The organism is Microbacterium sp. zg.Y909, from assembly GCF_024626565.1.
On sequence record NZ_JANJFJ010000111.1, the window covers coordinates 1 to 4,903 of the forward strand.

General features: G+C 71.7%; 4 protein-coding genes. 2 read left to right on the forward strand and 2 right to left on the reverse strand.

The features are described from left to right. On the reverse strand, positions 1-466 hold a 466-nt coding region (locus NQ160_RS10065), incomplete at its 3' end, for an IclR family transcriptional regulator (RefSeq protein ID WP_257515107.1). A 138-nt stretch (positions 467-604) separates the two neighbouring features. On the opposite strand from NQ160_RS10065, the gene NQ160_RS10070 reads away from it, so the two are divergent. After that, positions 605-2,485 carry an FAD-binding monooxygenase gene (locus NQ160_RS10070; RefSeq protein ID WP_257515110.1) on the forward strand — a complete coding sequence of 627 codons (1,881 nt, stop codon included), beginning with the start codon at positions 605-607 and terminating at the stop codon, positions 2,483-2,485. A 139-nt stretch (positions 2,486-2,624) separates the two neighbouring features. Here the strand turns inward: NQ160_RS10070 and NQ160_RS10075 are convergent, their stop codons facing one another. Beyond that, on the reverse strand, positions 2,625-4,274 hold the full coding sequence (locus NQ160_RS10075; RefSeq protein ID WP_257515108.1) for a thiamine pyrophosphate-binding protein: 1,650 nt from the start codon (positions 4,272-4,274) through the stop codon (positions 2,625-2,627). A 224-nt stretch (positions 4,275-4,498) separates the two neighbouring features. Between NQ160_RS10075 and NQ160_RS10080 the strand changes: the two genes are divergently transcribed. Continuing rightward, on the forward strand, positions 4,499-4,903 hold a 405-nt coding region (locus NQ160_RS10080; RefSeq protein ID WP_257515109.1), incomplete at its 3' end, for an aldehyde dehydrogenase family protein.

A 4,903-nucleotide genomic window follows, 5' to 3' on the forward strand; every position in this document is an offset into this window, starting at 1 on the left:
GCCAGTGGTCGGGAGCCAGGGTCGACAGGATCGCCTTGCTCGGCGCGCCGACGGTGATCGGATGCCGCGCCCCGGGGCGCTGCACCACCGACGCCACGGCATGTCGCGGCTCGACGCTGGCGAGCGTGACGCACTGGTCGTGATCGAGCACGGCGAGGAAGCACGTCATCCCGAGGTCGTTGGCGACGGCGGTGAGTTCGGGGAGGGCCTCGGCCTGCAGGTCGTGGGCGACGCCGGCGGCCAGCGCCGCCATGCGGGCGCCGAGAGTCAGACGCCCCGAGGCGTCGCGGGAGACCAGGCCGTGGTCCTCGAGGGTGCGCACGAGCCGATACGCCACCGAGCGGTGCACCTGGAGGCGGGCGGCGATCTCGTCGATCGTCAGCGCTTCGCGCGCGTCGGCCAGCACCTCCAGAATGCGGATGCCACGACTCAGGGTCTGCGATGCGGGGGCGTCGGACACGGGCATCCTCTCCACCGGATGCTTGCCGCACGGAACCCGGTCGTATACGATCTGTTCAATAGTAGAACGACGTGTTCGAATATAGAACACGGATGACGACGGCGTCAACGCGTGACGTCGCGTCCGAGGAAGGAATCGATGACGATGCAGTTCCACCACCACGGCTACGTCTCCACCGACCCCCGCGTGCAGCCCGCGGCGGGCACGGGCATCGACCGCCCCGCCGAGCTTCCCGACGAGATGGACGTGCTCATCGTCGGCTCAGGGCCGGCCGGCATGCTGCTGGCCGCACAGCTGGCTCAGTACCCGTCCGTGACGACCCGCATCGTCGAGCGTCGCCCCGGGCGCCTCGCGATCGGGCAGGCCGACGGCATCCAGGCGCGCAGCGTCGAGACGTTCCAGGCCTTCGGGTTCGCCGAGCGCATCACCGCCGAGGCCTACCGGATCAGCGAGATGAACTTCTGGGCGCCCGACGCCGCCGACCGCTCGCGGATCGTCCGCACCGCCCGCGCCGACGACGACCCGCATGGCATCAGCGAGTTCCCGCACCTCATCGTCAACCAGGCCCGGGTGCTCGACTACTTCGCCGAGGTCGCGGCCACGGCGCCGGCGCGAATCACCCCCGATTACGGCTGGGAGTTCGTCTCGCTCGAGGTCGGCGAGGGGGAGCGCCCGGTCACCGTCACCCTGGAGCGCACCGACGGGCCCGACGCCGGCGAGCAGCGCACGGTGCGCGCACGGTACGTCGTCGGCTGCGACGGCGCGCGCAGCAAGGTGCGCCAGGCCATCGGACGCCGGCACATCGGCGACCAGTCCCGGCACGCGTGGGGCGTGATGGACGTGCTGGCCGTCACCGACTTCCCCGACATCCGCATCAAGTGCGCCATTCAGTCCGAGCACGGCAGCATCCTGCACATCCCCCGCGAGGGCGGACACCTCTTCCGCATGTACGTCGACCTGGGCGAGGTGCCCGAAGGTGACAACGGCAAGGTGCGCACGACCCCGCTGGAGACGATCATCGCCAAGGCCAACGCGATCCTCGGGCAGTACACGCTCGAGGTGAAGGACGTCGCCTGGTGGTCGGTGTACGAGGTCGGGCACCGCGTGACCGACAAGTTCGACGACATCGATCCCGGACAGGACGGCACCCCGCACGTGTTCATCTGCGGCGACGCCTGCCACACCCACAGCGCCAAGGCGGGCCAGGGCATGAACGTCTCGATGCAGGACGGGTTCAACCTCGGCTGGAAGCTCGGCTCGGTGCTGACCGGTCGGGCGCCCGAGGCGCTGTTGTCGACGTACTCCGCCGAGCGGCAGGAGATCGCGCAGAACCTCATCGACTTCGACAAGGAGTGGTCGAGCCTCATGGCCAAGAAGCCCGAGGAGTTCGACAGCCCCGAGGAGCTCGCCGAGTTCTACACGGCCACGGCGGAATTCCCCGCCGGGTTCATGACGCAGTACCGGCCGTCGATGATCGTCGGCGAGGCGACCCACCAGGACCTCGCCACGGGCTTCCCCGTCGGCAAGCGTTTCACCTCGGCGCCGGTGGTGCGCATCGGCGACGCGGTGCCCGCACACCTCGGCCACCACGCCCGTGCCGACGGCCGGTGGCGCATCTACGCCTTCGCCGACCGCGACGCCTCGGCCCTGCGGGAATGGGCGGACTGGCTGGCGACGGCATCCGACTCGCCGGTCGTGCGCTTCACCCCGGCCGAGGCCGACCTCGACGCCGTGTTCGACGTGAAGGCCGTCTACCAGCAGGACCACTCCGAGGTGGAGATGGCGGACATCCCCTCGGTGTTCCTGCCGCGGGTGGGGCCTTTCGGGCTGATCGACTACGAGAAGATCTACGCCGCCCGCGGCGACGACGACATCTTCGAGCGGCGCGGCATCGACCGCGGCGGCGCGGTCGTGGTGGTGCGGCCGGACCAGTACGTCGCGCACGTGCTGCCGCTGAGCGACCGCCAGGAGCTGGCGGACTTCTTCGCGCAGCACATGCGGGAGCCGGCGGCCGTCCCGGCCTGACCCGGGCGGCTTTCGTCGGCGCCGTTGGCGTTGCCGAAACAAGGGGATCTGCCGGAATGCGGATGTCGGCGGCGAGTCCGTCCTCGTTTCGGCGGATCCCCGCATATCGGCGCACCCGCGACGGGAGAGCTCCGCCCCGTCAGGAGTTCACGCGGATGATCTCCTGCTGGTACGGGGCGATGACCGACGACGAGATGCGCAGGTCCAGCAGCAGATAGGGGCGCTCGGATGCCGGCTGGGCCGCCCATTCCGCCAGCGCCTCCAGGTCGGCCAGCTTGCGCACGACCACACCGCGCGCGCCGACGGCGGATGCGAGGCCGGCGAAGTCCACGTCGGGGATCATCATCGGGCCGCGGGCGACGCCTTTCAGGCCGTACAGGTTCACCTCGGCGCCGTACGCGCCGTCGTTCCACACCACCGCGAGCCCCCGCCCACCGGCGACGCGCACCGCGGACTCGAGGTCGGCCAGCGCCATGAGGCCGCCGCCGTCGCCGGTGGTGAGCACCACCGTGGCATCCGGCTGCGCCAGCGCCGCGCCGGGCACGCTCGGAAAGCCCAGACCGATCGACTGGAAGGCGGTGCCGATCATCATCATGCGGTCGGGCGACGCAACCGGCCAATACATGTTCGCCCAGCCGATGAAGTGCCCGCCGTCCGAGACCACGACGCGGTTCTCCGGCAGCAGCTCGCCGATGCGCGCAGCCGCCGCGCGGGGGTCGAGGCGGCCGTCGGCGGCGAACTCCTCGCCGGCCCGCTGGGTGCGCAGCGCGGCGATGTCGACGCTCTCTCGCCAGCCGGACGGTGCGGCGCCGAGCCCCGTCACAGCGGTGGCGAGGGCATCGGCCACCACAGCGGCGTCGCCGCGGATGAACCCGCCGACGTGCGGGTGGGTCGCCGCGGGTGCGGAGTCGACCTGGACGACGCGGGTGCCCGGTGCGAACAGGTCGCCGAAGCGCATCGTGAACTGGTTCAGCGACGCCCCGAACACCACTGCGACGTCGGCGTCGCGCACAAGCTCCATCGCGCCCTCGGCCCCGAATCCGCCGGTGACGCCGAGGTCGTATTCCGGGCGGGGGAAGACGCCCCGCCCGAGCGCGGTCGTCGCCGTCACCGCACCGGTGGCGTCGGCGAGGCGACCGAGTGCCGCGCCGGCGCCCGAGACCCACGCGCCGCGGCCGGCCAGCAGCAGCGGGCGGCGGGCGCCGGCCAGCGCGCGGGCGAGGTCGTCCACGGCGGCGCGGGCGAAGGGTCCAGGCTGCAGGGGCGCCGGCAGCACCGGCTCCGGCGCCGTCGGGATCGGCCCCGCCTCACGGGTGGCCACGTCGTAAGGGATCGCCAGCACCGTCGGCACCCGGTAGGTCAGGGCGTGCTCGATGGCGATGACGGTGGTCGCGGCGGCATCCGTCCGACCCACGGTGTATGTGCGGGCGCCGACGGCCGCCGCCAGCGCGATCTGGTCGACGTCCCAGGGGCGCGGCCCAGAGGTGGGCTCGTCGCCGACGACGAGCACCAGCGGCACGTGCGCCTGAACGGCCTCGGCCAGTGCGGTGAGGGTGTTGGTGAACCCGGCGCCGTACGTCGCGGTCGCGGCGGCCAGGCGCCCCGAGGCGCGGTGGTAGGCGTCGGCGGCGACGACGGCGCCCGCCTCGTGACGGACGGCGGTGAACGAGGCGTCGGTGTCGCGCACGAGGGCGTCGAGGAACCAGGCGTTGCCGTTGCCCATCAACCCGAAGACGTGATCGATGTGGGCGGCGAGAGTGACGGCGACGTGCGCGGAGACGGAGGGCATGGGCGGTGCTCCAGGTACAGGGACGGTGATCGGATGCCGTATGTGTCTGGCTCGCCCGCCCGAGACCGTCGTCGGTCGCGGGCTTGCGGGTGGCTGCGTGCCCCTTTTTCGGGCACCGCCGGCGCACGGCCGCCGGACGTCACCGAGTATAGGGTCATTTGCGCGGGGATCGTATACGATCATCGGGACGTGTGTGTGCGGCATCCGACGACGAAGGAGTCCTAATGACTGACGACCGCGAGACCGAGCTGCTGGCCTCCGTTCCAGAGGGCCTGTTCATCGACGGGGCCTGGCGCGCGGCATCGGACGGAGGCACGCTCGACGTCGTCGACCCTGCCACCGGCGATGTGGTGAAGACCATCGCCAGCGCCTCGGTCGCCGACGGTGTGGCCGCCTTGGATGCCGCTGACGCGGCGTTCCCGGCCTGGGCGGCGACCCCCGCCCGTGAGCGCGGCGAACTGCTGCGGCGCGCCTTCGACCTGCTGCAGGAGCGGAAGGAGGACTTCGCGTTGCTGATGACCCTCGAGATGGGAAAGCCCCTCGCCGAGGCGCGCGGTGAAGTCGCCTACGGTGGCGAGTTCCTGCGGTGGTTCAGCGAGGAGGCGGTGCGCGCGAACGGCCGTTACGGG

Coding starts and splice junctions, on each gene's coding strand:
- NQ160_RS10070 (WP_257515110.1), top strand. CDS start 605: ATGCAGTTCCACCACCACGGCTACGTCTCCACCGACCCCCGCGTGCAG.
- NQ160_RS10075 (WP_257515108.1), bottom strand. CDS start 4,274: ATGCCCTCCGTCTCCGCGCACGTCGCCGTCACTCTCGCCGCCCACATC.